This is a genomic window from Promicromonospora sp. NPDC060204, assembly GCF_042728455.1.
Lineage (GTDB): Bacteria > Actinomycetota > Actinomycetes > Actinomycetales > Cellulomonadaceae > Promicromonospora.
In genome coordinates this window covers 1-23,960 of record NZ_JBHWZO010000023.1, presented here as the reverse complement: position 1 = coordinate 23,960, position 23,960 = coordinate 1, and the positions used below count along the sequence as shown (strand labels likewise).

Annotated in this window: 20 protein-coding genes; 10 read left to right on the top strand and 10 right to left on the bottom strand. The window is 74.0% G+C overall.

The window, feature by feature from the left end; genetic code table 11:
* Positions 1-12: 12 nt before the first annotated feature.
* Positions 13-1,416, bottom strand: coding sequence for an amino acid permease (locus ACFWEJ_RS05305; protein ID WP_377228163.1), 1,404 nt, complete (start codon positions 1,414-1,416; stop codon positions 13-15).
* A 40-nt stretch (positions 1,417-1,456) separates the two neighbouring features.
* Here ACFWEJ_RS05305 and ACFWEJ_RS05300 point away from each other — a divergent pair, with 40 nt between their 5' ends.
* Both ACFWEJ_RS05300 and ACFWEJ_RS05295 read left to right on the top strand, forming a co-directional pair.
* Positions 1,457-2,824, top strand: coding sequence for an NAD(P)/FAD-dependent oxidoreductase (locus ACFWEJ_RS05300; protein ID WP_377228162.1), 1,368 nt, complete (start codon positions 1,457-1,459; stop codon positions 2,822-2,824).
* 146 nt (positions 2,825-2,970) lie between these two features.
* The gene (locus ACFWEJ_RS05295; protein WP_377228161.1) at positions 2,971-4,146 is read left to right on the top strand and encodes a low molecular weight phosphatase family protein; all 1,176 of its coding nucleotides are present in this window, start codon (positions 2,971-2,973) and stop codon (positions 4,144-4,146) included.
* Here ACFWEJ_RS05295 and ACFWEJ_RS05290 read toward each other — a convergent pair.
* Complete coding sequence (locus ACFWEJ_RS05290) at positions 4,128-5,243, bottom strand: hypothetical protein (RefSeq protein WP_377228160.1); 1,116 nt, start codon at positions 5,241-5,243, stop codon at positions 4,128-4,130. The two genes, ACFWEJ_RS05295 and ACFWEJ_RS05290, sit on opposite strands and share 19 nt — an antisense overlap.
* 225 nt (positions 5,244-5,468) lie before the next feature.
* Here ACFWEJ_RS05290 and ACFWEJ_RS05285 point away from each other — a divergent pair, with 225 nt between their 5' ends.
* Positions 5,469-6,221: a VOC family protein gene (locus ACFWEJ_RS05285; protein ID WP_377228159.1), complete on the top strand. Its 753-nt coding sequence runs from the start codon at positions 5,469-5,471 to the stop codon at positions 6,219-6,221.
* Between the two features lie 88 nt (positions 6,222-6,309).
* The gene (locus ACFWEJ_RS05280) at positions 6,310-7,260 is read left to right on the top strand and encodes a sulfotransferase family protein (RefSeq protein WP_377228158.1); all 951 of its coding nucleotides are present in this window, start codon (positions 6,310-6,312) and stop codon (positions 7,258-7,260) included.
* Between the two features lie 61 nt (positions 7,261-7,321).
* On the opposite strand, the gene ACFWEJ_RS05275 is transcribed toward ACFWEJ_RS05280, so the two are convergent.
* From ACFWEJ_RS05275 to ACFWEJ_RS05245, 7 genes are all read right to left on the bottom strand, one after another.
* Positions 7,322-7,927: a uridine kinase gene (locus tag ACFWEJ_RS05275; protein ID WP_377228157.1), complete on the bottom strand. Its 606-nt coding sequence runs from the start codon at positions 7,925-7,927 to the stop codon at positions 7,322-7,324.
* 40 nt (positions 7,928-7,967) lie between these two features.
* A complete protein-coding gene (locus tag ACFWEJ_RS05270; protein ID WP_377228156.1) occupies positions 7,968-8,459 on the bottom strand; it encodes a CoA-binding protein in 492 nt (163 codons plus the stop codon).
* Positions 8,456-9,853: an O-acetylhomoserine aminocarboxypropyltransferase/cysteine synthase family protein gene (locus tag ACFWEJ_RS05265; RefSeq protein ID WP_377228155.1), complete on the bottom strand. Its 1,398-nt coding sequence runs from the start codon at positions 9,851-9,853 to the stop codon at positions 8,456-8,458. Before ACFWEJ_RS05265 ends, ACFWEJ_RS05270 begins: the two co-directional genes overlap by 4 nt.
* Positions 9,850-11,844 carry an acetate--CoA ligase gene (gene acs / locus ACFWEJ_RS05260; protein ID WP_377228154.1) on the bottom strand — a complete coding sequence of 665 codons (1,995 nt, stop codon included), beginning with the start codon at positions 11,842-11,844 and terminating at the stop codon, positions 9,850-9,852. Before acs ends, ACFWEJ_RS05265 begins: the two co-directional genes overlap by 4 nt.
* Positions 11,835-12,611, bottom strand: coding sequence for an ABC transporter permease (locus tag ACFWEJ_RS05255; protein WP_377228153.1), 777 nt, complete (start codon positions 12,609-12,611; stop codon positions 11,835-11,837). The genes acs and ACFWEJ_RS05255 overlap by 10 nt, the downstream gene beginning before the upstream one ends.
* Positions 12,604-13,629, bottom strand: a complete 1,026-nt coding sequence (locus ACFWEJ_RS05250) for an aliphatic sulfonate ABC transporter substrate-binding protein (RefSeq protein ID WP_377228152.1) — start codon at positions 13,627-13,629, stop codon at positions 12,604-12,606. The genes ACFWEJ_RS05255 and ACFWEJ_RS05250 overlap by 8 nt, the downstream gene beginning before the upstream one ends.
* 73 nt (positions 13,630-13,702) lie before the next feature.
* The gene (locus ACFWEJ_RS05245; RefSeq protein WP_377228151.1) at positions 13,703-14,590 is read right to left on the bottom strand and encodes an ABC transporter ATP-binding protein; all 888 of its coding nucleotides are present in this window, start codon (positions 14,588-14,590) and stop codon (positions 13,703-13,705) included.
* Between the two features lie 287 nt (positions 14,591-14,877).
* Here ACFWEJ_RS05245 and ACFWEJ_RS05240 point away from each other — a divergent pair, with 287 nt between their 5' ends.
* Entirely contained in the window at positions 14,878-18,309 is a 3,432-nt protein-coding gene (locus ACFWEJ_RS05240; RefSeq protein ID WP_377228150.1) for a S41 family peptidase, read from the top strand.
* 53 nt (positions 18,310-18,362) lie between these two features.
* On the opposite strand, the gene ACFWEJ_RS05235 is transcribed toward ACFWEJ_RS05240, so the two are convergent.
* A complete protein-coding gene (locus tag ACFWEJ_RS05235) occupies positions 18,363-19,136 on the bottom strand; it encodes a class I SAM-dependent methyltransferase (RefSeq protein WP_377228149.1) in 774 nt (257 codons plus the stop codon).
* A gap of 218 nt (positions 19,137-19,354) precedes the next feature.
* Here ACFWEJ_RS05235 and ACFWEJ_RS05230 point away from each other — a divergent pair, with 218 nt between their 5' ends.
* The 5 genes from ACFWEJ_RS05230 to ACFWEJ_RS05210 all read left to right on the top strand — a co-directional run bounded on the left by ACFWEJ_RS05230 (position 19,355) and on the right by ACFWEJ_RS05210 (position 23,864).
* Entirely contained in the window at positions 19,355-20,278 is a 924-nt protein-coding gene (locus ACFWEJ_RS05230) for a cation diffusion facilitator family transporter (RefSeq protein WP_377228148.1), read from the top strand.
* 37 nt (positions 20,279-20,315) lie between these two features.
* A complete protein-coding gene (locus ACFWEJ_RS05225; protein ID WP_377228147.1) occupies positions 20,316-21,272 on the top strand; it encodes a helix-turn-helix transcriptional regulator in 957 nt (318 codons plus the stop codon).
* Between the two features lie 123 nt (positions 21,273-21,395).
* Complete coding sequence (locus ACFWEJ_RS05220) at positions 21,396-22,190, top strand: amino acid ABC transporter substrate-binding protein (protein WP_377228146.1); 795 nt, start codon at positions 21,396-21,398, stop codon at positions 22,188-22,190.
* Positions 22,191-22,243: 53 nt separating this feature from the next.
* Positions 22,244-22,903, top strand: a complete 660-nt coding sequence (locus ACFWEJ_RS05215) for an amino acid ABC transporter permease (RefSeq protein WP_377228145.1) — start codon at positions 22,244-22,246, stop codon at positions 22,901-22,903.
* Positions 22,890-23,864, top strand: a complete 975-nt coding sequence (locus tag ACFWEJ_RS05210) for an amino acid ABC transporter ATP-binding protein (RefSeq protein ID WP_377228144.1) — start codon at positions 22,890-22,892, stop codon at positions 23,862-23,864. Before ACFWEJ_RS05215 ends, ACFWEJ_RS05210 begins: the two co-directional genes overlap by 14 nt.
* The last annotated feature ends 96 nt before the right edge of the window (positions 23,865-23,960 follow it).

Sequence of the window (23,960 nt, the reverse complement as noted above, 5' to 3'; positions counted from 1 at the left end):
TCTGCTGAACGCCTACCGCACGCGGCGCAGCGCCCGCGCGATCGCGTAGACCACCAGGATCAGCACCACGAGGCCGGCGGTCGCGGCGATCTGCGGCCGGGCGGCGGCGTCGGACAGCATGAGGCCCACCACCGCGACGAGCGCCACGAGCGTGACCCACGACAGCCACGGGTAGCCCCAGGCGCGCAGGCGCAGGGTCTCGCCCCGCTCGGCCGCCGCGGCCTCCAGCCGCGGGCGCAGCCGGAGCTGCGAGACGACGACCATCAGCCACACCACCAGCAGCGCCGAGCCGACGGCGTTGAGCAGCACCCCGAGCAGCGACTCCGGCAGCAGGTAGTTGAGCAGCACCGCGACGACGCCGAAGAACACCGAGACCAGCACTGCGACCCACGGCACGTCCCGCCGGGAGACCCGGGTCGCGGCCGCCGGGGCGTCGCCGCGCCCGCCGAGCGAGAACAGCATCCGGGACGTCGCGTACACGTTGGCGTTGAACGCGCTCAGCAGCGCGAGGACGACAACGACCTCCATGAGCCGCGCCGCGCCGTCGAACCCGGCCATCTGCAGCACGGACACGAACGGCGACTCGAGCCGGGCGGCGTCGGTCCACGGGATCAGGGCGACCATGATCGCCACCGAGCCGACGTAGAAGAACAGGATGCGCCACAGGATCGTGCGCGTGGCGCTCGCGACCGCCGACTGCGGGTCGCGCGCCTCCGCTGCCGCGATCGTGACGATCTCGATGCCCCCGAAGGCGAAGACGACGGTGAGCAGGCCGGCCGCGATCCCGGGCAGCCCGGCCGGGGCGAACCCGCCGAACTGCGCCCACTCCCCCAGGACGCTGCCCGACACGGGAACCACGCCGACCACGATCAGCACGCCGAGCACGAGGAAGCCGACGATCGCCAGGACCTTGACGGTCGCGAACCAGAACTCGGCCTCGCCGAACTGGCGCACGCCCACCAGGTTGATCGCCCCGAACACGGCGACGACGGCGGCCGCGACCGCCCACTGCGGCACCGCCGGCCACCAGCCGTGCACGATCCCCGCGACGCCGGTCACCTCGACGCCGAGCACCATGACGATCGTGAACCAGTACAGCCAGCCCAGCAGGAACCCTGCCCAGCGGCCGAGGGCGGCCTCCGCGTAGACAGAGAACGAGCCGCTCGACGGGAGCGCGGACGCCATCTCCGCGAGCATCCGCATGACGAGCACGACGATCGCGCCCGCTATGGCATAGCTCACGAGCACGGCCGGGCCCGCGGCGGCGATGCCGAGGCCGGAGCCGAGGAAGAGGCCCGCACCGATCGCGGAGCCCAACCCCATCATGGTCAGGTGGCGTGTGCGCAGGCCATGGGCCAGGTGCTCGCCGCGGGCGACGGGTTCAGCGGGGTCGCTCTGGTGTTCGGTGGTGCTCACGACCGACCACGGTAACCCGGGCGGTGAGAGACTCGTGCCTGTGACCGAATCTGCACACACCCCCGTGCACACCCCCGAGGACGACGAGGACTACGGCCTCGAGAAGACCATGAGCGAGCACCCCGAACCGCTGCCGCACGTGGTCGTGGTCGGCGGTGGCTTCGCCGGCATGGCGGCGGTCCGGGCGCTGAAGGACGCGCCCGTGCGGATCACGCTGATCGACCGCCGCGTCTACAACACCTTCCAGCCGCTGCTGTACCAGGTCGCGACCGGCGGCCTGAACCCGGGCGACGTCACCTACTTCCTGCGCGGCCTGCGCCTCAAGCAGAAGAACGTGCACGTGGTGCACGAGCACCTGGTGGAGGCCGACCACGCCGCCAAGAAGATCCGCCTGCTCAACGACCACTGGATCAGCTACGACTACCTCGTGGTCACCGCGGGCGTCACCACCAACTTCTTCGGCACGCCGGGCGCCAAGGAGTTCGCGTTCCCGATGTACTCGCGCTCGCAGGCGATGCGGATCCGCGACAACCTCTTCATCCGCCTGGAGAAGGCCGCGAAGTCGAAGCGCGCCGACGACGGCCTGCGCGTCGTGGTCGTGGGCGGCGGCGCCACCGGGGTCGAGGTGGCGGGCGCGCTCGCCGAGCTGCGCACCGCGGGCCTCGCGCCCGCCTACCCGGAGATCCACGGCGACGCGTTCGAGGTCAAGGTGGTGCAGCGCGGCGGCGAGATCCTCAAGTCGTTCGCGCCCAAGCTGCGTTCGTACGCGACCCAGGAGCTGCGGCACCGCGGGGTCTCGCTGCACCTCGGCGCCGGGGTGGCGGCCGTGGAGCGCGAGGCCGTGGTGCTCACCGACGGCACCCGGATCCACGCCGACCTCACCGTCTGGTCCGCCGGTGTGCGCGTGCACGACGAGGTGGCCGACTGGGGCCTGCCGCAGGACGAGGGCGGCCGCATCCGGATCGGCGACGACATGCAGGTCGAGGGCCTGCCGGGCGTGTTCGCCGCGGGCGACATCGCGATCTCGCCGTCGGACCTGCCGCAGCTCGCCCAGCCCGCGATCCAGGGCGGCCTCGTGGCGGGCCGGAACATCCGCGCCCTGCTCGACGGCGAGCCCCTGCAGGAGCTGCGCTACGTGGACAAGGGCACGATGGCGGTGATCGGCCGCCGCGCCGCGATCGCCGAGATCAACCTGCCCGGGGGCCGGTCGCTGCGCATCACCAAGGGCCTCGCGTGGATCGTGTGGCTGTTCGTGCACATCATGTCGCTCGTCGGGCCCCGCAACCGCGTCACCGTGCTCGCGGGCCTCGTCACGCGGTACGGGTTCCCGTTCCACCGGCGTCCCGTCCCGATCGTGGGCGACGTGCCGACCGTGCGGCCGCCCCGGTCCGGAGCCCCGAAGCCTTGAGCGTTTCACCCCCTTGCCGGCCCGGCGCCGCCCACTGCTCGGACGTCACCCGCTCAGGTGACAGACTCGGCGCGCTGCCCGGCGAAACGGCGAGGTAGCCTCACTCCTGGCGCTCGGCCACAACGCCGTCGGCCAAGGAGAAACCCATGACCCCGGACGAGCTGCGCTCGGCACAAAAACTCACCATGGCGAACCCCGAGCGGTTGCGTCTGCTGGCCCGCCTGCTCACGCACCCCGCGGGCCGCTGCACCGCCGAGGACCTGGTGCTGCGCGCCGCAGCGGAGGACCCGCGCCCGGGCAGGCCGGAGGCCGGCGACCTGCCGCGGGCCGTCGCCGGGGCGCGGGCCGTCGCGGAAGTGGAGGAGCACCTCGAGGCGCTGGTCGCGGTGGGGCTGGTCGCCGTCGTCGGGCCCGTGCCCTCGGACGCGGCGCTGTACCGCGTCTCGTCCCGGGGGATCGCGCGGTTCGGGTCCGCGGCCCTCGCGGCCCCGCGGTACCCCGGCGAGCCCGCTCTGGACGTCCGCGACCACGACGCGCTCCTCGACCGGCTGGCCGACACGCTCGCGATCACCTTCGCCGCCAACGCGGGCGCCGGGACCGTGGACCGGCTGGTCCGGGAATGCTACGCCGCGCTGCACCGGCAGGTGCGGTCGGCCGGGCAGGTGCCGGCGCTCACCGCGTGGCTCGCGACGGACCGGCTCGCCGCCATGGCCGAGGTGACGCACGGCTCACCGCGGGACGTGCTGTTCGTCTGCGTCCACAACACCGGCCGGTCCCAGATCGCGGCGGCGGTCACGCGGCGCCTCGCGGGCGACCGCATCCGCGTGCGCACCGCGGGCACCCGGCCGGTGGCCGAGCCCGACACGATGACCGAGACCGTGCTCGCCCGCCGCGGCCTCGACGGGCTCATCGAGTTCCCGCGGGAGCTCACGGACGACATCGTGCGCACGTCCGGGGTGATCGTGACGATGGGCTGCGGCGACGCGTGCCCCGTCTTCCCCGGACGCCGCTACCTCGACTGGCCCCTGGACGACCCGGCGGGCCGGCCCATCGAGGAGGTCGAGCGGATCGTCGACGACATCACCGCGCGGGTGCGGGCGCTCGTCGCGGAGATCGACGCGGCGGACGAGCCGGGGGCCGCAACCGAGGTCGCGGCCGAGGCCGTGTTCGCGACGTCCGGCGCCCTGACGGCGGAGCCGATGGCCGCCGACGGCACGTTCGGTGCCGGGCAGCAGCGCGGCTGGCTGCCTCGCCTGGCCCGGCGGCCGTGGACCGTCGTCACCACGGCGCTCGGTGCCCGGGGTCAGCGGAAGGCGCGGTAGCCGGTCGGCTCGACCTCGAGCCCCCAGGTGTCCAGCGCCCAGGCCGCGGCGTCGCCGAACGTGGCCGCCAGGGCCGGGAGGTCTTCGCGCAGGTTGAGCGCGCCCCAGCGCCAGCGGGACACCATGAGCTGCCGGTAGGACGGCGACCGGCCCGCCGGACCCACCAGCTCGCGGCCCGCCAGGGTGCTCTTCCACAGCCAGCCGGTGACGAGGACCAGGTAGGTCGCGCACGCCTGCCGCACGGAGGTGTCCCAGCCGGGCTCCGCCACGATGTCGGGCGCGTGGTCGGCCAGGCCGGCGGTGAGCTCGTCGAGGAGCAGGTCCGTGAGGCCGGGCGGCGGGTCGAACACGCACCAGCAGGTGGCGAAGGGCAGCAGCCCGTACGCGGCGACGAACGCCGCGTGCTGGACGTCGGTGCCCTCCAGGTCGAGGAAGCGCCAGCCGTCCGGGCCGAGCACCGCGTTGTCGGGACAGGTGTCCGTGGGCGTGACGACCGCGGCGGTACCGGGGGTGGTGCGCAGGTGCTGGGCCGCGGCGAGCTCGGCCTCGACCGCGGCCCGGCGCGCTGCCGTTCCGGGCACGTCGAGCAGGCGGTCGAGCCCGGCCCGCAGGTCGGCGTCGGCGTCCCACGGCTCGGCGGCGGCCAGGCGGCTGCGCGCCTCGGCGACCCGGGCGCGGGAGCCGCCCGTCGTGCGGCCGAGCGCGCGGGCCCAGGTCCGGGCTCCGTCCCAGGCCGCGTCGCGGTCGTCGCCGAGGAGGAGGTCGGCGAGGGTGGGCAGGTCACCGAGGTCGGACATGACGATCAGGTGGTGCTCCGCGTCCTGCGCGAGCAGGGTCGGCGTGCCGGGGCACAGGCCCAGGCCGACGGTCTCGCGGACGAACGCGCCGTCGTCGGACAGGAAGCGCTTGACGATCACCGTGGCCGGGCCGCCCGGGGCCGCGCCGTCGACCCGGCAGCGGAGCACCTGGGAGCGGGCGGAGCCGCCCAGGTCGACCGGGTCGGTCAGGCGGACGCCGTCCGACGGCGGGACGGGGGCTGCCTGGACCAGTGCTGCCTGGGCGAGCGCTGCCTCGGCGAGGGCGACGGTGTCGTTCACCGGGACAGTGTGTCCGCTGCTCACCGGGCAGGACCACACAATTCACAGGACTGTGGACAACATCTGTGGATAACTCCGCGCGGGTGCCGGTCGCCAGCGATGCATGCTGTGGATAACCCGGTGGACAGCGCCGCGCAACTTATCCGGCTGGGGAGTGTCAGTGGCTGGGTGCAAGGTAGGAGTTCGAAGCGTTCCTCGTGCGACAACCTCCTGAAGGGCTGGACCATGACCGATTCGACCTCCACCGGACCCGAGACCGACCGGCCTGTGTCCGACGGCGTGGGCATCCTGAAGTCGGTGGTCCTGGACGTTCCCGACCTCGGCGTCGAGGCCAGCTTCTGGACGGCCCTGACCGGCGGCGCCGTGAAGTTCACGGACCACGACTGGGTCACCGTCACGACCCCGGACCAGTGGGACGTCGCGTTCCAGCTCGCGCCCGACCACGTCCCGCCGCAGTGGCCGGGACAGGAGCACCCCCAGCAGGCGCACATCGACCTGTACGTGCCCGACCTGGCCGCCGCGACCGCCCGGGCGGTGGACCTCGGGGCGAGGGTGCTGCGGGAGAACGAGCGGTGGATCACGCTGTCCGACCTCGCGGGGCACACGTTCGACCTGTGTCTCAAGGAGGAGTCCGACGGCGTGACCGTCATGGGTCCCACCTTCGACTGTCCGGACGCGTCCGCCCTCGCCCGGTTCTGGTCGGAGATCCTGGGCGCCCCCGTGGCGTACGACGCCGACGGCGTCGCCATGCTGGGCGGCGACCGGCCGCTGCTGTTCCAGTCGGTCGAGGACTACAACGCGCCGCAGTGGCCGGACCCGGCGCACCCGCAGCAGGTGCACCTCGACATCGGCGTGCCCGACCTCGACGCCGGCGAGGCCGCGGTGCTGGCGCTCGGCGCGACCCGGCTGCCGGGCGAGGGCTCGGGCTTCCGGGTGTTCGCCGACCCGGCGAACCACCCGTTCTGCCTGGTGCTCTGACCGGCGGGTTAAGTTGCGGGCTCCGGGAAGCGCGGGGCCATCCGCCGTGCCACGGTGGATGGCGGTAGGTCGCGCGAACGGAGTCGGGATGCTCACGGTGCGAGAGACGGGCACGCAGCTCGCCCGCCGCTGTGCCACCGCGCTGGAGAAACATGCGGGCCTCCGGGTCACGCGCGTGCCGCGCGCCCGCGACCGCGGGAGTGGTGCGGGCGGCGCAGCGAAAGGCGGAGCGGGAACGAGCGGCGCGGCGCGGCCCGGGAAGGGCCGGATCCGCCCGCCGCGGGACCCGGCCGACCGCCTGCTGGTGGCCCCGGTGTTCGTGCTCTCCGCGCCCCGGTCCGGGTCGACGCTGCTGCGGGTGGTGCTGGACAGCCACTCCCGGGTGCACGCGCCCATCGAGACGCACGTCCGGCGGCTGGCCGTCGACCCCACGACGCCGCTGGTCCGCCGTGCGATGGAGGCCCTGGGCCACAACACCGCCGACGTCGAGCACATCCTGTGGGACCGGATCCTCCACCGGGAGCTGCTGCGCAGCGGCAAGGACGTCATCGTGGAGAAGACGCCCAGCAACGTGTTCGCCGCCGACCGGTTCGCGACCTGCTGGCCCGACGCGCGCTTCATCTTCCTGCTGCGCCATCCCGTGTCGATCGCCCGGTCGTGGCACGACGCCGACCCGGCGCGGCGGCCGATGAGCCGCGCGATCCAGCACACCCTGAAGTACATGAGGGCGCTCGACGGCGTCCGGCAGCGGCTCCCTGGGCTCACCGTGCGCTACGAGGACGTGACCGCGGACCCGGCGTCGGAGTTCCACCGGATCTGCGACTTCCTCGGCCTGGTGTGGGAGCCGGGCATGATCGCCTACGGCGAGCAGGACCACGGCGACTTCGACAAGGGCATCGGCGACTGGCGGGACAAGATCCGCAGCGGCACCGTCCAGCCCGGGCGCAGCATCCCGCGCCCCGGCGCGATCCCGCGCGAGCTGCTCCCGATGTGCGAGAGCTGGGGCTACGTCGAGGCGAACGCCGCGAGCGGCGACTGAGGCCTGGGAACCACGGGCGCCCGGAGCGGGCGCACCAGCGTCAGGGGCGGGCGCACCGGCGTCAGGCGTGCACCAGCGCCGGGTGCTCGGGATGGTCGACCCGGACCAGCAGGTCGGGCACGCCCTCGATCTCCCGGCCGTACCGCTCGTACGCGGGGATCGCCCACTCCTCCTCCGGCGGCGTCCGACGCCGGAGCGTCGCCGGCTTGATCGCGAGGTGGACGGCGACGTCCGCGTCGAGCCCGCGGCCGATCGACAGCGCGCCGTCGAGCACCACGACGGTGCCGGGACCCGCGCCGACGTAGGCCGCCCGCGTGGCCCGGTCGGTCTCGGGGTCGCGCAGGCTGGGCAGGTACTCGCCCCGCTCGACGACGCGCGTCAGCACCTCGCGGTTCAGCGCGGCGACGTCGATCCAGCCGTGGAGCAGGCTGTCCGGGTCCTCCCGGCCGTGCTCGAGCCGCAGGGACCGGGGGCGGAGAAAGCCGCTCACCCCGACCCGCGCGACGGGCCGGCCGACGGCCTCCAGGGGTGCGACGAGCGCGTCGGCCAGCCGCTCCGGGTGTGTGGAGGGGTGCCCGTCGACGAGCAGCCGAACCGGGGTGCCGCTCGCGGCACCCCGGCCCAGCACCAGCTCGACGACGCGCTCGACGAGGAGCGTCTCGCTCACGGGTTCGACGCGTGTGCTCATCGTGCGGCGGGCGGAAGCCCTAGCGCTCCGCCCGGCGGGAGCTGATCACGCCCGTGTCGAAACCGGCCAGGTGCAGCCCGCCGTGGAACCGCGCGTGCTCGATCTTGACGCACCGGTCCATCACGACGTTCAGCCCCGCGGCCTCGGCCTTGCGCGCCACGTCCTCGTGCCAGGAGCCGAGCTGCAGCCACAGGGTCTTCGCCCCGACCGCGATCGTCTCGTCCAGCACGGTCGGCAGGTCGTCGTGCCGCCGGAAGACGTCGACGAGGTCGGGCACGACGGGCAGGTCGGCCAGGCTCGGGTACACGGGGTGCCCCAGGATCTCCGTGGCCCGCGGGTTCACGAAGTACACGTCGTACGGGGAGGAGGACAGGAGGTACGTCGCCACGAAGTAGCTCGCGCGCGCCGGGTTCGCCGACGCACCCACGATCGCGATCGACTTCGTGGAGCGCAGGATCCGCAGGCGCTCCGGGGCGCTCGGGCCCTGCCAGGTCCGCGTGACCTCGCTCATCGGTTCACTCCCGTCGCCTTGGTCAGTGCCTGGTCGAGGTCCCAGAGGATGTCCTCGACGTCCTCCAGGCCCACCGAGATACGGATGAGGTCCTCGGGCACGCCCGCCGCCTCGAGCTGCTCGGCCGAGAGCTGCTGGTGCGTGGTCGACGCCGGGTGGATCACCAGCGTCCGCGCGTCGCCGACGTTGGCCAGGTGCGACGCGAGCTGCAGCGACTCGATGAACAGCCGGCCGGCCTCGCGCCCGTCCGGGAGCGGCAGGTGGTCCTCGACGGGAACCACGGCGCCGACCGGGGCGTCCGTGGCGAGGGCCAGGCTCTCGGCGTCGGGCCCGGCAGCCGTCGTCGGGACCTGGAGGCCGAACGCGAACACGGAGCCCGGCCCCAGCGGCAGGTACTTCTGCGCCCGCTCGTGGTGCGGGTGCGTGGGCAGGCCGGCCCAGAGCACGTAGGAGACGCGGGGGTCGGTGTCGAGCCACTCGGCCACGGCGCGGGCGTTCGCGAGGTGCGCGTCCAGGCGGTACGGGAGGGTCTCGACGCCCTGGAGCAGCTGGAAGGCCGACTGCGCGGAGAGCGCCGGGCCGATGTCGCGGAGCTGCTCGGAGCGCAGCTTGGTGAGGAAGCCGTACTCGCCGAAGTTGCCCCACCAGCGCACGTCCCCGTAGGACGGGACGGGCTCGGTCATCTGGGGGAACTTCCCGTTGCCCCAGTCGAACCGCCCGGACTCGACGACGACGCCGCCCAGGGTCGTGCCGTGCCCACCCAGGAACTTGGTCACGGAGTGGATCACGATGTCCGCGCCGTGCTCGATCGGCCGCACCAGGTACGGCGTCGCCAGCGTCGCGTCGACGACGAGCGGGATGCCCGCGGCGTGCGCGACCTCGGCGAGCCCCTCCAGGTCGGCGATCTCGCCGGACGGGTTGGCCACGACCTCGGTGTACAGGACCTTGGTCTCCGGCGTGATCGCCGCGGCGTAGTCCGCGGGGTCGGTGCCGGGCACGAAGGTGGTGTTGACGCCGAAGCGCCGCAGCGTCACGTCGAGCTGCGTCACCGTGCCGCCGTAGAGCTGCGCGGACGCGACCACGTGGTCCCCCGCCCCGACGAGCGCGGCGAAGGTGATGAACTCGGCCGACATGCCGGACGCCGTCGCGACCGCGCCGATGCCGCCCTCCAGCGAGGCGATGCGCTCCTCCAGCGCCGCCACCGTCGGGTTGCCGATGCGCGAGTAGATGTTGCCGTACTTCTGCAGCGCGAAGAGGTTCGCGGCGTCATCGGTGTCCTGGAACACGAACGACGTGGTCTGGTAGATCGGCACCGCCCGCGCCCCCGTCGCCGCGTCGGGGATGCCCCCGGCGTGAAGGGCCCGCGTGCGGAACCCGAAGGTGTGCTCGGTCATCGTCCTGCCTTTCTCTCCGCGACGCCCTCTGCCAGGACGGCGCGGATGTCCTCGACGGCCCACGGGTTCTGCAGCGACGTGACGTCGCCCAGCTCCTCGCCCTGCCACAGCTGCGCCAGGAGGCGCCGCATGATCTTTCCCGACCGCGTCTTCGGCAGCTCGGGCACCGCGATCACGTGCCGCGGCTTCGCCACCGGGCCGATCTCGCGCGCGACCTGCGACCTCAGCTCGGCGACCGCGGCGTCCGCCTCCTGCGGCGACGTCGCGCCCGCCCAACCTACGCCCACGCCGGACGGCACCACGAACGCGGCCACGGCCTGGCCGGTCACCGGGTCCGGCACGCCCGCGACGCCGGCCTCGCCGACGGCCGGGTGCGCCACCAGCGCGGACTCGATCTCGATGGTGGACAGCCGGTGCCCGGACACGTTCACGACGTCGTCCAGGCGGCCCAGCAGGTGCACGTTGCCGTGCTCGTCCAGCACCGCGCCGTCGCCCGCCACGTAGTACGCGCCCGCCGGACCCTGGCCCGCGAACCGGCGCCAGTACGAGTCGAGGTAGCGCCGCGGGTCGCGCCACACGGTGCGCGCCATGCCCGGCCAGGGCCGGGTCACCACCAGGATGCCGGGCTCACCGGGCCCGAGGCGGCGGCCGTCGTCGTCCACCACGGCGACCTCGATACCGGGGAGCGCGCGGGTCGCCGAGCCGGGGACCAGCGGCGTCACGCCCGGGAGCGGAGCGACCATGGCGGCGCCCGTCTCGGACTGCCACCACGTGTCGACGACGGGCAGCTCGCCGCGCCCGAACGTCGCCCGGAACCACTCCCATGCCGTGGGGTTGATCGCCTCGCCGACCGTGCCGAGGATGCGCAGCGACGACAGGTCGTGGTCCGGCAGCGTGTCGCCGAACCAGGTCATGAAGGTCCGGATCAGCGTGGGCGCCGTGTAGTACACGGTCACGCCGTACCGCTCGATGATCTCCAGGTGCCGCTCGCGGGACGGCGTGTCCGGCGTGCCCTCGTAGATCACCTGCGTGAGCCCGTTGGAGAGCGGGCCGTAGATCTCGTACGTGTGCGCCGTGACCCAGGCCAGGTCGGCGGTGCACCAGTGCACGTCGTCGGGCTTCGCGTCGAAGTGCGCCCAGTGGGCCCAGCTCGCGTGCGTGAGGTACCCGCCCGACGTGTGGACCAGGCCCTTGGGCTTCCCGGTGGTGCCGCTGGTGTAGATGATGAAGAGCGGGTGCTCGGCGTCGAACGCCTGCGCCTCGTGCACCTCGGGCGCCGTGTCGACGGCCTCGTGCCACCAGACGTCGCGGTCCGTCCAGGCGACGTCGGAGCCCGTCCGGCGGATGACCAGCACGTGCTCCACGTGGTCCAGCCCGGCCACGGCCTCGTCGGCGGTCGCCTTGACCGGCGTCGCGACGCCGCGGCGGAACTGCCCGTCGGTGGTGACCAGGAGCTTGGCGCCCGTGTCCGCGAGGCGGAAGCGCAGCGCCTCCGCGCTGAACCCGCCGAACACCAGGCTGTGCACCGCGCCGATCCGCGCGCAGGCGAGGGCCACGACCACGGTCTCGACCAGCACCGGCAGGTAGACGACCACGCGGTCGCCGGGGCCGACGCCGAGGGCGGTCAGCGCGTGCGCCGCCTGCGCGACGCGGCGCTGGAGATCGGCGTAGGTGACCGTGGTGCGGTCGCCGTTCTCGCCCTCCCAGTGCAGCGCGACCTTGGCGCCCCGGCCCGCGTCGACGTGGCGGTCCGCGCAGTTGACCGCGACGTTCAGCCGGCCACCGACGAACCAGGCGGCCTCGGGGACGGTCAGGTCGTCATCACCCTGCGGCTCCGGCGGCGACCAGGTGTGCGCGGTGTGCCACGGCGTGGTCCAGTCGAGGCGGCTCGCGGCCTCCGCCCAGAACGCGACCGGGTCCGCGGCGGCCCGGTCGTAGGCCTCGGCGGTGACGTTCGGCGCGGCCACCCGCGCCGCCGCCGTCACGTCCACCTCCGCAGCAGACGCCGCTCGGCCAGCCCGATGAGCGCGTCGGTCAGCTTGCCCAGCACCGCGAGCAGCACGATCGCGAGCAGGATGCGGTCCACCCGGCCGTTCTGCTGGGAGTCGTTGAGCAGGAACCCGAGGCCCATCGACGACGCGATGAGCTCCGCGGCCACGAGGAACAGCCACGACTGCGCGAGCGCGAGCCGGAGCCCGGCCACCAGCGAGGGCAGCACGGCGGGGAGCTGCACCGTCGTCAGGAGCCGCAGGCCGCGCAGCCCGAACGCCCGGCCGGCCTCGACCAGGTGCGGGTCGACGTGCCGCAGGGCGGCCGCGATCGTCGTGTAGACGGGGAAGAACGCGCCGATCGCGATGAGCGTGATCTTCGACTCCTCGCCGATCTTGAGCCACAGGATCAGCAGCGGCACCCAGGCCAGCGACGGCACGGCGCGGATCGCGCCGAGCGTCGGCGCGAGCAGGAGGTCGCCGAGCTTCGACAGCCCCACCAGGGAGCCGACCGCGAGGCCCGCCGCGGCGCCCAGCGCGAACCCGACGATCACGCGCTGCGTGGAGATCGCCACGTGGTGCCAGAGCTGGCCGCGCTGGACCAGGTCGACGGCGGCGTCCCACACGGCCACGGGGCCCGGGAGCTGGTATGGCGGGACGAGCCCGGCGGCCGTGGCGCCCCACCAGACCGCGAGGAGCACCACGGGCACGAGCAGCCCCAGCGCGATCCGCCCGGCCCGGCCGACGCCGCCCGCTCGCCGGTCAGCCATCCGAGGCCACCGCCTCCTGCGCGAACTCGGGAGCGAACAGCTCGTCCAGCGCGGTGTCGACGTTCTTCTGCGCGGGCACGTCGCCCGACTCGACGAAGATCGGGCCCACGACCTCCAGCACGTCGCGCTGCTTGTCGCCCGGGACCGGGTCGAGGTCGAGCACCGTGCGCTCCTCGATCACCGTGGACGCGACCTCGGGGTCGATCGAGGCGACCTCGGCCAGCAGCGCGGACAGCTCCTCCGGGTTCTCCAGCGCCCAGGCGCGCGCCTGCTCGTAGGCGTCGACGACGGCCTGCGTGACGTCCGGGTGCTCGTCCACGAACTCCTCGCGGGCGTTGAGGAACCCGTAGGTGTTGAAGTCGATGTTGCGGTAGATCAGCTTGTCGCCGGCCTCGGCCTCGGCCGCCGCCATGATCGGGTCCAGGCCCGACCACGCGTCGACGGAGCCGTTGTCGAGCGCGGCCCGGCCGTCGGCGTGCTGCAGGTTCTGCACCTCGACCTCGTCGAGCGGGATGCCCGCCTCGTCCAGGGTCTGGAGCAGGAAGAAGTAGGGGTCGGTGCCCTTGGTGGCGGCGATGGACGCCCCCTTCAGGTCCGCCACGTCCTTGATCTTCGAGTCGCCCGGGACCACGATCGCGGCCCACTCCGGCTGGCTGTAGATGTCGACCGTGCGGATCGGGGAGCCGTTCGCGCGCGCCAGGAGCGCGGCGGACCCGGCCGTCGAGCCGAAGTCGATAGCCTCGGCGCGGAGGTTCTCGTTCGCCGTGTTCGAGCCGTCCGACTGCACCCAGGTGACCTCGACGCCGTCGAGCTCCTCCTCCAGCCAGCCCTGCTCGCGGACCACGAGGCTGAGCGGGTTGTACGTCGCGAAGTCGATGTTCAGGGTGTCGGTGCTCCACTCGCCCGCGCCCTCGCCGCCGGCGGCGGCGGAGCCCTCGCCGGCCACACAGCCGCTCATCGCCATCGCCGAGACGAGGGCCAGGCCGGACGCCAGAACGGTGTGCCTACGGTTACGCATGGGTTTTCCTCTCGCTGCCCGACGGCGGTCGGCGGGCTGGGTGGTTCGGTGCGGTGGGTCTCTGTCGAGCGGGTCAGCGGTCGTGGTGGGTCGGCACGCCGAGCCCGTCGAGCAGCTCCGCGCGGAGCTCGGCCAGGTCGCGCGCGGCGCGGTCCCGGGGCCGGTCGCCCGGCACGTCGACGATCCGCGCGATGCTCGGCGCCCCGCCGTCGGACGCGGCGGCGTGGGACGCCCCGCTGTCCGCCACCGTGCGCAGCAGCACCACGCGGTCGGCGAGGTAGAGCGCCTCCTCGACGTCGTGCGTGACCAGCAGGATCGTCGCGGGCTGCGCCGCGTGGACATCGAGCAGCAGGTCCTGCATGCGCAGCCGGGTCAGGGCGTCGAGCGCGCCGAACGGCTCGTCGAGCAGCAGCACGCCGGGGTTGCGGGCCAGCGCCCGGGCGAGCGAGGCGCGCTGCGCCATGCCGCCCGACACCTGGCGCGGCCGCAGCCCGGCCGACGTCGCGAGCCCGACCAGGTCGAGCAGCCGCGCCACGCGCGCCCGTCCGGCGTCCTTCGCGGTGCCCGGCGGGAGGCCCAGCGCGACGTTCTGCGTGAGCGTGCGCCACGGCAGCAGGCGGGGCTCCTGGAAGGCGACGGCGGTGCGCGGGTCCGCCCCGACCACGGGCGCCCCGTCGATCGTGACGCTGCCCGACGTCGGCGCGTCCAGGCCGCTGACCTGGCGCAGCAGGGTCGACTTGCCGCAGCCGGACGGGCCGAGCACGGCGACGATCTCGCCCGGCGCGACCCGGAGGTCGACGTCGCTCAGCACGGTGCGGCCCGTGCGGTCGCCGCTCCCGGGCGCGGCGAACGTGCGCGAGACGCGGTCGAGGCGGACGGGCAGCGCCGGGGACGCGGCGGCGTCCGCCCGGCCGGTGGGCGAGGCTGTGGATGCAGCTGTGGACGGTGCTGCGGGAACCATGGGTGTCATCCCTTGCGATCGGTCCGTGCGGTGGGGCGGTCGCTGTGCACCGACATGACCCGGAGCCGTCCGGGCGGCAGGATCTGACCTCTCCCATGGGGCGTTCAGTCATCTTTTGTCAGGCAATGCCGATGAACCCCATAGAACCGGATGATGCAACTCGTCCACCAGATCGTTTCATGATGTGAGACCAAGATGTGGACGAGCGAAGACTCGATGCGTCCGCATGCTCCTCGCCCTGAGCGATTTCCGGTGACGACGCCGTGCGCCGCGAGTACGTTGAGGCGGTGACCCAGCCCTATCTCCGGTATCCCCACATCCACGGTGACCAGGTCGCGTTCGTGGCCGACGACGACGTCTGGCTCGCCCCCGTCTCCGGTGGCCGCGCCTGGCGCCTGACCAGCGACCACGTGCCCGCGACGACTCCCCGCTTCTCCCCCGACGGCACGCGCCTCGCGTACGTGTCCCACAAGGACGGCCACCCCGAGGCGTACGTGGTCGAGCTGGCCGACGGCGCCACGCGACGCCTCACCTGGTTCGGCGGCACGGCCACGACGGTGCTCGGCTGGGACGACGCCGGCCGGGTGCTCGTCTCGTCCAACGCCGGCTCGTACGAGCGCTCCCTGACCGTGGTGCGCGCGGTCGGCCTCGACGGCACGGTCGAGACCCCGCGCTACGGCGCCGCCTGGGGTGTCGCCGAGCACCAGGGCCCGGACGGCGGGCGCACGACCGCCCTCGTCTCGGCGGGCTACCGCACGCCCGCCTACTGGAAGCGGTACCGGGGCGGCACGGCCTCCGTGCTGTGGCTCGACCGGGGCACGGGCGAGTGGGAGCGCCCCCTGCCCGACGACGAGGCCGGCACCTACGACCCGATCTGGGTCGGGGACGCGCTGGCGTTCACCTCCGACCGGGGGGCGACGTTCCCCGACCACGCCGACGAGCAGGCGAACCTCTGGGTCTGGGACGGCCTGGCGACGGGCACGCAGGCCGCGGGACCCCGGCTGCTCACCACCCAGACCGAGGCCGAGGGCTACGTCCGCGACGCGACGTCCGACGGCGCGCGCATCGTGTGGCACAGCCGCGGCGACCTCTGGCTGCTCGACGCGCTGGACGGCACCCCGCGCCGCCTGGACATCACGCTCACCGGCGCGCTCCCGGAGCCGTACTCGACCGACCCCGACTCGGCGGCGCGGGGTGTCGACGGGCTCGCCGTCGACACGAGCGGTGACGCGAGCGTCGTGGGCTGGCTCGGCACCGCGTTCTGGGTGACCCACCGCGCGGGGCCGGCCCGGGCGCTCGTGGCCGACCCGTCCGTCCGCGTCCGGGAGCCCGTGCTGCTCGGCGACACCGGCCGCGCCGTCGTCGTCACGGACGCGCCGCACGCCACCGCGGACGGCGAGAGCCGGGAGGACGCGCTGGAGGTGCACACGGTGCCCGGCACCGACGGGGTGGACCCGGACGCCGCGCCGCAGCGCTTCGCGGCCGGCGAGCTCGGCCGGGTGCTGCACCTGGCCGCGAGCCCCGCCGGCGACAAGGTGGCGGCGATCTCGCACGACGGCCGGGTCAGCGTGGTCGCGCTGCCCGCCCCCGCGACGGACGGCGACGTCGCCCCGGACGGCACCGCCCCGGAGCCCGGCACCGTGCTCCCGCTCGGCCGGTCGGCGAACGGCGAGGCGGAGTCCCCGACGTTCTCGCCGGACGGGCGGTACCTCGCCTGGTCCAGCCCGACCGGCACCGAGGGCGACCACCACCAGGTGCTCGTCGCCGACCTGCACGCGGACACGCCGACGGCGACGCCGCTGACGTCGGGCCGGTTCCACGACTTCTCGCCGGCGTTCAGCGACGACGGCAAGTACGTCGTGTTCCTGTCGAACCGCACGTTCGACCCGTCCTACGACTCCCACGAGTTCGCCCTGTCGTTCAGCGCGGCGACGCGGCCGTGGCTCATCCCGCTGGCCGCGACCGAGCCGGCGCCGTTCGGCCCGAGCGCCGACGGCTGGCGCCTGAGCACGCCGGACGCCAAGAAGGGCGGCACGGACGACGACGCGGCGGGCGACGAGAAGCAGGACGAGGACCACAAGGACACGGCCTCGCCCGACATCGACCTCGACGGCGCCGAGGAGCGCGTGGTGCCGTTCCCGGTGACGTCCGGTCGGTACCGCGACCTGCGCGCGGCCAAGGGCGGCGTGCTCTGGGTGCACGAGACCGACGACGCCGGCGTGCTCGGCGCGCGGCACGCCGGCACCGACGGCGACCCGGCACCCGACGTGCTCCAGTTCTGGTCCTTCGAGGCGCGCAAGGCGACGGACGTCGCGGAGAAGGTGACCGCGTACGCGGTGTCGGGCGACGGCGAGCGGGTGGTGATCCGGTCCGGGTCGGGGCTCAGCGCGCAGTCGGCCACCAGCAAGCCCGGCGACGACGACCCGAGCGCCTTCGACATCGACCTGTCCCGCGTCCGCCACGAGGTGGACCCCCGCGCCCAGTGGCACCAGATGTTCGACGAGAACGCCCGCATCATGCGCGACCACTACTGGCGCGCGGACATGAACGGCGTCGACTGGGCCGGGACGGTGGCACGCTGGCGCCCGCTGATCGACCGGGTCGCGACCCACGACGACCTGGAGGACGTGCTCTGGGAGACCGTCGCCGAGCTCAACACGTCGCACGCCTACGTGCGGTCGCCCCACGAGCGCGGCGACTCGTCCCGCAAGCTCGGGCTGCTCGGCGCGGACCTCACGCGGACCGCCGACGGCTGGCGGATCGACCGGGTGCTGCCGAGCGAGTCGTCCGACCCGGGGGCACGGTCCCCGCTGCGCGCCGCGGGCGTCGACGCACGGCCGGGCGACCTGATCGTCGCGGTGGACGGCCGGCCGGTGGACCCGGTGGCCGGACCCGCGGCGAACCTGGTGGGCGCGGCCGACATCCCGGTCGAGCTGACCCTGCGGCGGCCCGCCGTCGCCGGAGAGGGTGCGGCGGACGGCGGGACCGGCCCGGCCGCGAGCCGGGACCGGCGCGTCGTCGTCGTGCCGCTCGCCAACGAGTCCGACCTGCGTTACCAGGACTGGGTGCGGTCGCGCCGCGAGTACGTCGCCGAGAGGTCAGGCGGCCGGCTCGGCTACGTGCACGTCCCGGACATGATGAGCACCGGGTGGGCCCAGCTGCACCGGGACCTGCGGCTCGCCGCGGACCGTGAGGGCATCGTCGCGGACGTGCGCTTCAACGGCGGCGGGCACACCTCGCAGCTCGTGATCGCCCGTCTCGCCGCACGCGTCGCGGGCTGGGGGCTGAACCGGCACTACGACCGCCCCAACTCCTACCCGGACCGCGCGCCGCGCGGCCCGGTCGTGCTCGTCACCAACGAGTACGCGGGGTCCGACGGCGACATCGTGAACGCGGCCGCGCAGGCGCTCGGCGTCGGGCCGGTCGTCGGTGTGCGCACCTGGGGCGGCGTGGTCGGGATCGACGGCCGCTTCGACCTCGTGGACGGCACCGGGATCACCCAGCCGCGGTACGGCCTCTGGCTCGCCGGCAAGGGATTCGACGTCGAGAACTACGGCGTGGACCCCGACATCGAGGTGCGGCACACCCCGGCGGACTACTTCTCCGACGTGGACCCGCAGCTCGAGGCGGGCATCGCCGAGGCGTTCCGGCTGCTGGAGGAGACCCCGGCGGCCGAGCCCCCGGCGCTGCCGGAGCCGCGGGTGCGCCGGCGCTCGTAGCGCGCCGCTCCGCCGCGAGCGGCGCTCCGCCGCAGGTCGCGGTGGAGCGTCGCTCAGCGGCGCGTCGCCTGCACGAACGTGATCGGGCCGTAGCGGCGCTCCACGTGCGCCACCTCGCGGGCGTCGGCGAACCCGGCGTCCGCGAGGAGGCGCAGCAGGCCGCCCTCCAGGTTCCGGGCGGTGTGCGGGTTGTCGGCGACGGCGGCGTGCCCGCGGCCGTGCCCGCGCACCCGGCCGTACGCGCCCGTGCTGCCGGGGCCGCGCCGGGCTCCACGGCCGTGGCCGCGGCCGTGCTCGTGCCCGTGCTCGCCGCCGGAGCCGTCCGCGCTGCCGAAGTCGACGATCGTCACCCGCCCGCCCGGCCGGAGCGCGCGGAACGCCTCGTGCGCGAACCGCCCCCGCGCGTCGTCGGGCACGTGGTGCAGGGCGAGGGCGGAGACCACGTGGTCGAGCGAGCCGTCGTCCACGGGGAGCCTGTCGGCGAAGCCCTGGACCAGCGTGAGCGGGACGCGGCGGCGGGCGGCCTTGCGCGCCGCGATGCGCAGCGCGGCGGCGTCCGGGTCCAGACCCGTGACCCGGGCGGCCGGCTGCGCGCGGAGCACGGCGAGCGAGAGGTTCGCGGTGCCGCAGCCGAGGTCGAGCACGGACTCGCCCGGGCCGACGCCCGCGAGCGCCGCCGCACGGTCGTGCAGGGGCCGCACGCGGGAGAACCGCGTGAACGCGTCGTAGAGCGGGAGCAGCCAGGGCCGGCCCATGCCGGGCAGGAACTCGCGCTCGCGCTCCTCCGGGGTGCGGGGGTCGAGGATCCGCACGGTGCTGTCGTTCATCCGGGTGCCTTCCGTGGTGGTGCCCGCGCCGGGGACGCCGGGACGGCCGGTCCGGCCGCTCGTCCAGCATCGGACATCCTGCGGGCCCTCGACAGGACGGAAGTCGGTGCCGATCGCACGATCCTCGGTCGGGCGGTGCGCGGGGTACGGCGGGCGCGCGTCCGGCGCGGCGGGCGGAACGTCGGTAGCGTCGGGGGCGTCACGACGGAGGGGGACGCATGGCACGGGAGCGGAGCGGCTCGGCGCTGACGGTGGTGATCGCGTTCGGCGCCAACTTCGCGGTGGCGGCGGCCAAGTCGGTGGCGGCGGTGCTGACGGGTTCGGCCTCGATGGTGGCCGAGGCCGCCCACTCCTGGGCCGACACGGGCAACGAGGTGTTCCTGCTGGTCGCGGAGCGCAAGGCGGCGCGGCCACCGGACCAGGACCGGCCGCTCGGCTACGGCCGCGAGGCGTACGTGTGGTCGATGCTGGCCGCGCTCGGCCTCTTCGTCGCGGGCGGCGTGGTCTCCGTCTACCACGGCATCCATGCGTTCGGTCAGGCCGAGGAGGCCACCGACTACGGCGTCGGCTACGTGGTGCTGGCCGTCGCCTTCCTCCTGGAGGGCTTCTCGTTCGCGCAGGCATACCGGCGCACCCGGGCCGAGGCCCGCAAGCTCGGCCGGGACCTGCTCGACCACGCGCTGGGCACCTCCGACCCGACCCTGCGCGCGGTGCTCGCCGAGGACTCGGCGGCCCTGGTCGGCCTGGTGATCGCGGCGGGCGGCATGGCCCTGCACCAGGTCACGGGCGACGCTCGGTACGACGCGGCCGGCTCGATCCTGGTGGGGCTGCTGCTGTGCGTGGTGGCGTGGGTGCTCTTCGACCGCAACCGGCGGTTCCTCACGGGCGAGGTGGCCGACCAGCAGATCCACCAGGCGGTCCGGGCGCGGGTCGAGGCGCTGCCCGGCGTGGACCACGTGGGCTACCTCCGGCTGGAGTTCGTCGGCCCCCGGCAGCTCCTGCTGGTCGCCAGCATCGACCTGCCGGGCGACGAGTCCGAGTCCCACGTCGCCGTGCGCCTGCGCGCCCTGGAACGACAGCTCGAGCGCGCGCCGCAGATCGTCGACGCCGTGCTCACGCTCGCGGTGCCGAGCGACCGGTGACGGGCGACCGGTGTGGGCCAGTGACGGGCGACCGGTGATGGTGCCCCGGCCCGCGGACGACGCCCTGCCCCCGCTGCGCACCCCGTCCAGCGTCCGCACGGTGCGCCCGGACGGCACCCCGGTGTACCGGTACCAGCCGCGCCTCGGCATGCCGCCGGTGAACGTCAACCTGCACGACGGCGCGGACGAGCACCCGCACCTCCCGCCCGGGCACCGGCACGCCCACGACTTCTACGTGCTCGTCCTCGTCGAGCGCGGCCCCGGGCAGGAGGACGGCGCCGCGCGCGACGGCGACCTGTACGCCGTCCCGCCGGGCCGGACGATCGACCCGGGAACGGTCCGGGGCTTCGCGGACTCCCGGGCCTGGACGCTGGCCTTCACGCCCGACGCCGTCCCCTCGCTCGCCTCCGTCTCGCCGCTGGCCTGGACGCACCACCCGCTCCTGGCGCTGTTCGAGGCGGAACCCGACGGGCCGGGCGCGGCCGACCGCCCGCCGGCCCTGAGCACGAACGTCCCGGCGGGCGAGCGCCCGCGCTGGTCGGCGTGGCTCACGGAGCTGGCCGAGGAGCTGGCGGCGCCCGGACGGCTCGGCGCCCGGGACGCGGCGTCAGCCCTGCTGACGCGGATCCTGATCGCGGCGGCCCGCCTGGCGTCGTCGGCCCCCGCCCCGCCCGACCCGCTCGTGACGCGGGTCTTCGACGAGATCGAGGCGACGTTCCGCGACCCGGTCTCCGCGGCCGACGTCGCCCGCGCGCTGGGCTACACGCCCGGCTACCTGACCACGGCCGTCCGCGAGCGCACGGGCCGCACCCTCCTGGAGTGGATCACCGAGCGGCGCATGACCGAGGTGCGCCGGGTCCTGCGGGACACGGACCTGCCGCTCGCCGTCGTGGCCGCGCGCACGGGCCTGCGCGACGCCACGTACCTGGTCCGCCGGTTCAAGGACCGGTACGGGATCACGCCGGACCGGTGGCGAAGGAACGAACGGTCCTAGAGCGAACCGTCACGGAATGAACAGGCTGTGGACTCGTGCGTGAGTTCGGTCCTGCCATCGGCTAGTTTTGGGGCACGCATCGGCACGACTGATGTGTGCCACTCATCGAACGGAGCCCTCACCATGTCTCGCAACCGCGCCCTTCTCACGGTCACCGCGGCCTCGGCCGTCCTCCTGGCCCTGACTGCCTGCGGCAGCTCGGACGAGTCGGGTGGCGCGGGCGACGAGCTCGGGCTGTCCGGGGGCAAGCTGGTCGTCGCGACCGAGGGCACGTACCGGCCGTTCAGCTACCACGACGAGACGGACGAGCTGGTCGGCTACGACGTCGAGGTCGCCGAGGCGGTCGCCGAGAACCTGGGCGTGGAGATCGAGTTCCAGGAGACCCAGTGGGACGCGATCTTCGCGGGCCTGGACGCGGGCCGCTTCGACACCATCGCGAACCAGGTGACCATCACCCCGGAGCGCGAGGCCGACTACGTCTTCTCGACGCCGTACACCGTGTCGACCGGTGTGCTCGTGGTGGCCGCCGACAACAACGACATCACCAGCTTCGCCGACCTGGACGGCAAGACCAGCGCCCAGTCGCTCACGAGCAACTGGAACGACCTCGCCAAGGAAAGCGGCGCCAAGGTCGAGGCCGTCGAGGGCTGGGCGCAGGCCGTGGCGCTGCTGGAGCAGGGTCGCGTGGACGCCACGATCAACGACAGCCTCACCTACCTCGACTACGCGAACACCGAGGACGCCTCCGGCATCAAGGTCGCCGCGGAGACGGACGAGGAGTCGCAGTCCGCGTTCGTCGTGACGCCGGAGAAGGAGGCGCTGGCCACGGCGATCAGCGGCGCCCTGGAGGACCTGCGTGCCGACGGCACGCTGGCGGAGCTCGGCAAGAAGTACTTCGGCGAGGACGTCTCGGAGTGACGTACCGCGCGACGCTCCCCGCCGGGCACCGCTGACGGCGCCGAGAGGGAGACATGGACTGGCAGCTCGTCGCCGACTCGTTCTGGCCGCTCCTGCAGGGCGGCCTCACCGGCACCATCCCGCTCGCCCTGGCGTCGTTCGCGATCGGGCTGGTGCTCGCCCTGCTCGTGGCGCTCCTGCGGCTCTCGCCGAACCCGGTGCTGTCGTGGATCGGCCGGGCGTACGTCTCGGTGATCCGCGGCACCCCGCTGCTGGTGCAGCTCTTCGTGATCTTCTACGGCATGCCGGAGATCGGCATCCGCCTGGACCCGTGGCCGAGCGCCATCATCGCGTTCTCCCTGAACGTGGGCGGCTACGCGGCCGAGGTCGTGCGTGCGGCGATCCTGTCCGTGCCCAAGGGCCAGTGGGAGGCGGCCTGGACCGTGGGCATGTCGCCGGCCCGGTCGCTGGGCCGGATCATCCTGCCGCAGGCCGCACGGGTGTCGGTGCCGCCGCTGTCGAACACCTTCATCTCGCTGGTCAAGGACACGTCGCTCGCGTCGCTCATCCTGGTGACCGAGATGTTCCGCAAGGCGCAGGAGATCGCGGCGTTCTCGAGCGAGTTCCTGACCATCTACATCGAGGCGGCCTTCATCTACTGGTTGTTCTGCACGGTGCTGTCCGCGGGGCAGAACGCGCTCGAGAAGAGGCTGGACCGGTATGTCGCACACTGAGGACCGCCCCACCGGCACCCTGCTGACCGCCCGGGGCATCGAGAAGTCGTTCGGCGCCAACCACGTGCTGCGCGGCGTCGACCTGGACGTCCGGCGCGGCGAGGTGGTCGCGCTGATCGGCGCCTCCGGCAGCGGCAAGACGACGGTGCTCCGCTCGCTCAACGGCCTGGAGACCCCCGACGCCGGGGTGCTGGAGTTCGACGGCGGCCCCGCCGTCGACTTCGGCGCCCAGGCGGAGGCTCTCGGACGCCGGACCGGCGCCGTCCACGCCCGGACCGAGGAGGCGCCGTCTGACGAGACGGTGCCGGAGGACGCGCCGGTCGACGGGACCTCGCCCGAGGACGCCGTGGTCGACGAGGTCCCCGATGACACGGCAGAGAAGGCCACCCCGTCCGGGTGGTCGGAGCGCCGCGCCGCCCGCCGTCGGGCCAAGGCCGGCCGGGCCGCACTGCGGGACCGGTCCGCGATGGTGTTCCAGCACCACAACCTGTTCCCGCACCGCACGGTGCTGGAGAACGTGATCGAGGGCCCCACCCAGGTGCAGCGCGTCCCGCGGGAGACGGCGGTCGCCCGGGCCGAGGAGCTGCTGGCCCGCGTCGGGCTGGCCGAGAAGCGCGACGCGTACCCGCACGAGCTGTCCGGCGGCCAGCAGCAGCGCGTCGGCATCGTGCGCGCGCTCGCGCTCCAGCCGGACCTGCTGCTGTTCGACGAGCCGACGTCGGCCCTCGACCCCGAGCTGGTGGGCGAGGTGCTGACGGTGATGAAGGAGCTCGCCGAGGAGGGCTGGACCATGGTGGTGGTCACCCACGAGCTGCAGTTCGCGCGCCAGGTCGCGTCGCAGGTGCTGTTCCTCGACGGCGGCGTGGTGGTCGAGCGCGGCGCGCCCGCGCAGATCTTCACGAACCCGGCCGAGGAGCGCACCCGCCAGTTCCTCAACCGGGTGCTGCACCCCCTGGACTGACCCCCTCGACCGCCCCGCGGCTGACCGCCCGACCGGCCCGCGGCTAACCCTCGACTCGCCCCTCACCTTTGAGGCCCGGGTTTCTTCGCTTTGAGC

Coding starts and splice junctions, on each gene's coding strand:
- ACFWEJ_RS05295 (WP_377228161.1), top strand. CDS start 2,971: ATGACCCCGGACGAGCTGCGCTCGGCACAAAAACTCACCATGGCGAAC.
- ACFWEJ_RS05285 (WP_377228159.1), top strand. CDS start 5,469: ATGACCGATTCGACCTCCACCGGACCCGAGACCGACCGGCCTGTGTCC.
- ACFWEJ_RS05280 (WP_377228158.1), top strand. CDS start 6,310: ATGCTCACGGTGCGAGAGACGGGCACGCAGCTCGCCCGCCGCTGTGCC.
- ACFWEJ_RS05270 (WP_377228156.1), bottom strand. CDS start 8,459: ATGAGCGAGGTCACGCGGACCTGGCAGGGCCCGAGCGCCCCGGAGCGC.
- ACFWEJ_RS05265 (WP_377228155.1), bottom strand. CDS start 9,853: ATGACCGAGCACACCTTCGGGTTCCGCACGCGGGCCCTTCACGCCGGG.
- ACFWEJ_RS05255 (WP_377228153.1), bottom strand. CDS start 12,611: ATGGCTGACCGGCGAGCGGGCGGCGTCGGCCGGGCCGGGCGGATCGCG.
- ACFWEJ_RS05250 (WP_377228152.1), bottom strand. CDS start 13,629: ATGCGTAACCGTAGGCACACCGTTCTGGCGTCCGGCCTGGCCCTCGTC.
- ACFWEJ_RS05245 (WP_377228151.1), bottom strand. CDS start 14,590: ATGGTTCCCGCAGCACCGTCCACAGCTGCATCCACAGCCTCGCCCACC.
- ACFWEJ_RS05235 (WP_377228149.1), bottom strand. CDS start 19,136: ATGAACGACAGCACCGTGCGGATCCTCGACCCCCGCACCCCGGAGGAG.
- ACFWEJ_RS05230 (WP_377228148.1), top strand. CDS start 19,355: ATGGCACGGGAGCGGAGCGGCTCGGCGCTGACGGTGGTGATCGCGTTC.
- ACFWEJ_RS05225 (WP_377228147.1), top strand. CDS start 20,316: ATGGTGCCCCGGCCCGCGGACGACGCCCTGCCCCCGCTGCGCACCCCG.
- ACFWEJ_RS05220 (WP_377228146.1), top strand. CDS start 21,396: ATGTCTCGCAACCGCGCCCTTCTCACGGTCACCGCGGCCTCGGCCGTC.
- ACFWEJ_RS05215 (WP_377228145.1), top strand. CDS start 22,244: ATGGACTGGCAGCTCGTCGCCGACTCGTTCTGGCCGCTCCTGCAGGGC.
- ACFWEJ_RS05210 (WP_377228144.1), top strand. CDS start 22,890: ATGTCGCACACTGAGGACCGCCCCACCGGCACCCTGCTGACCGCCCGG.